The sequence below is a fragment of the Paenibacillus popilliae ATCC 14706 genome, assembly GCF_000315235.1.
Taxonomy (GTDB): Bacteria; Bacillota; Bacilli; order Paenibacillales; family Paenibacillaceae; genus Paenibacillus_B; species Paenibacillus_B popilliae.
This window is the reverse complement of the sequence record NZ_BALG01000181.1, coordinates 1-368: the sequence shown is the minus strand read 5'-3', so window position 1 is coordinate 368 and position 368 is coordinate 1. Positions and strand designations below refer to the sequence as shown.

General features: G+C 47.8%; 1 pseudogene. It reads right to left on the bottom strand.

Features of this window, described 5'->3' with window-relative positions:
- Positions 1-368: pseudogene (locus tag PPOP_RS22780) on the bottom strand (replication initiation protein); the annotation flags it as partial.

The following is a 368-nucleotide window of genomic DNA, read 5'->3' as shown; positions in this document are numbered from 1 at the left end:
GTTTAGTCGCTTCGCACTCAAAACCCAACTCCGCAAGTACGTATAAACTCTCTTGATAAGCATCATGCATGCCCATTTCCCATAGCTTAAACTGGTTTATCTGGACTTTAATCGGGTACGTACCGTCATCACGTCGGCGCCTTGCAAAGTAAAAAGCCATATCGTGATTACGGACACTAAAAGCGTACACCGGAGCCTGCCCACTCGCTTGGATTTCAAAAGTAACGGGATACTCATATCGCTCCAGGTCCACCTGCACGTAATCCATATACGTGCCTTCTTCGGCCAACATCTTGCCCGTCTGAAGCTTGTCCAACAGCCCTTGCTGCATTACCGCATCATAATTGAGAGCATCAAACGTGTACCAG